This is a genomic window from Actinoallomurus acaciae (genome assembly GCF_042429965.1).
GTDB lineage: Bacteria > Actinomycetota > Actinomycetes > Streptosporangiales > Streptosporangiaceae > Actinoallomurus > Actinoallomurus acaciae.
Genome location: NZ_JBHLZP010001154.1, coordinates 1 through 935 on the forward strand (window position 1 = coordinate 1; position 935 = coordinate 935).

Sequence of the window (935 nt, forward strand, 5' to 3'; positions counted from 1 at the left end):
TCGGTCGGTGGCCGCGAACACCGCGGCGCCGAACGCGCCGTCGCGCGGCCACATGTAGTTCCACGCGCCGTACCACGAGGCGGTCGACGCGCCGTTCGGCAGCGTCAGCATGCGCAGATCGAGCAGGGCGCGGCCGGCGGCCTCGCGCTCGGCCGCCGTCATGCCGGGGACGGAGCCGTCCGCGAGCCACGCCTGGTCGGCGTGTACGGCCTCGGTCACGCGCGGGTCGTCGCGCGGCAGCGTCACCGGATCGTCCAGCCCGAACGGGATCAGCCGCGCCTTACCACCCGGCAGGGCGAGAACGGAGCTGCCCGGGATGTACGAGGCGCCCTCCGACTCTTCCTGCGGAATCGCGGCGCGCGAGAACGGCCAGCCGCCGTTGCCGATGAGACCCGGGCTGCGCCAGTCGGGCCGGTCATCGTCCGGGATGGAGGCGGCGCACGTCGCGGTGAGCGCGGCGATAAGCATGAGAGAAGCGACACGGCGCACATCCCGTGCCCTGTTCTTACTCACCCGCAACTCCCGAAAATCACGGCATCCAGTACACCAAAGACCGGCAAACACCTGTAGTTCATGTCGTCATTACCCGAGTGTCACCGATGCGAAGCACTCGTTGGGACCCGGCGGTCGGCCTCGTGCGCCGTAGCGACTAGGCTGCCTGGTCGGAGCGGACCGCTGGACGCGGTCGCAACCCTGTCGATCCCGTTAAGGACGGACCCCCGTGGACCTGTTCGAACATCAGGCGAAGGAGCTCTTCGCGGAGTACGGCGTCCCGGTTCCTGCCGGCAAGATCGCTACGACGCCGGGGGAGGCTCGGGCGGTCGCGGAGGAGTTCGCGGCGGCTGGTACCTCGCGTGTGGTGGTGAAGGCTCAGGTGAAGACCGGTGGTCGTGGTAAGGCCGGTGGTGTGAGGCTGGCTGATTCGCCGGCTGATG

At 69.3% G+C, this 935-nt stretch carries 1 protein-coding gene and 1 pseudogene; one reads left to right on the top strand and one right to left on the bottom strand.

Going from position 1 to position 935, the window contains the following annotated elements:
- Window positions 1-468, bottom strand: a pseudogene (locus ACFFNX_RS51260) (glycoside hydrolase family 15); the annotation flags it as partial.
- A 253-nt stretch (window positions 469-721) separates the two neighbouring features.
- Between ACFFNX_RS51260 and ACFFNX_RS51265 the strand changes: the two are divergent.
- A partial coding sequence (locus tag ACFFNX_RS51265; protein WP_378213788.1) for an ATP-grasp domain-containing protein occupies window positions 722-935 on the top strand: 214 nt, incomplete at its 3' end.